The organism is Xenorhabdus kozodoii, assembly GCF_002632875.1.
GTDB classification, from domain to species: Bacteria; Pseudomonadota; Gammaproteobacteria; order Enterobacterales; family Enterobacteriaceae; genus Xenorhabdus; species Xenorhabdus kozodoii.
On sequence record NZ_NJCX01000086.1, the window covers coordinates 1 to 1,026 of the forward strand.

Genomic DNA, 1,026 nt, shown 5'->3' on the forward strand with positions numbered 1-1,026 from the left:
TGGCGAAAAATGCGGTTCCTGCTAGCCGGAAAATCAATGGAAAACCGTTAACGGGTGATATCACGCTGAATGCAGGGGATGTAAAAGCTTATCCGATCCCGGCTTATTCTGATGGTATGCCTAGTGATAATTACATCGGTCCATTTTTAGGGGGATCACGCGCGGGATGGGCTAAAGGGATTAGTATTGGCGCCAGTGGCGGCGATGTCGGGCAAATTTGGATTGATTCAGGCGCGACATTACATACGCGATTTTTAAATCGTGGAAGTGGTGCACAACAACAGCGAATATGGAGCACAGGTAACACCATCATAGTTGACGGCGGTTACCTAAAAAAAGCCAGCCCCATCATCAAAATCTGGAGCACTGGCGAATTTGAGACTAACGACGAATCAGCAGGCGCAACGGTTGAGCGTTTGTCCGAGGGCGTCTACCTCATTAAAAACGTGCTGGGATTCAATGCCGATGCGGCATGGGGTGGAGTTGATGGGGGTATCGAAATTCCGCTGTGCAAAAATAAATTACCGTTGATTTGGGTCGATTATCGCGTGTTACCCGATGGCTCTATCAAATTAATGACGTATCACCGAGAGCACCATAATGCGCCGGAGTTCGCCAGAAATGTACGAAATGGTTATGCCGACGGTGACCCGATTGATATCCCCAGTGGCCGATTTGTCTCTGTTCGGGTGCAAATGCCAGCCACTGAGGAGGATGCTACTCCGCAGGATTTTCCTGTTCCTGTTGAGAATGTTGCTTCTGATCCCAGATAGAATCAGCCGGCATCTGGACACGGACGTCTAACCGACAATCTTCGGGGATGTCACACGGCTCAGCATCGGCGTAGTAAACCTTTTCACCGTCCACGATTTCTTTTATCCGCCAGTTCTGGAACCGTTCGGGTAAATGGGTATGCTGACGGTGGAAGGTTTTGATGGTGATAGAGCCATCTTTTTGCACTTTATCATCGATGTAGATTAACTCCAGTCCATTATTATTTTTTGGTGATGAAATACCACCGTGCAC

2 protein-coding genes are annotated in these 1,026 nt (G+C 48.4%); one reads left to right on the forward strand and one right to left on the reverse strand.

What is annotated here, in order from left to right; genetic code table 11:
• Positions 1-773, forward strand: a 773-nt coding sequence (locus Xkoz_RS21465) for a phage tail fiber protein (protein ID WP_479688405.1), incomplete at its 5' end; no start/stop codon positions are given.
• Here the strand turns inward: Xkoz_RS21465 and Xkoz_RS21470 are convergent.
• Positions 718-1,026, reverse strand: a 309-nt coding sequence (locus Xkoz_RS21470) for a phage tail fiber protein (RefSeq protein WP_479688406.1), incomplete at its 5' end; no start/stop codon positions are given. The two genes, Xkoz_RS21465 and Xkoz_RS21470, sit on opposite strands and share 56 nt — an antisense overlap.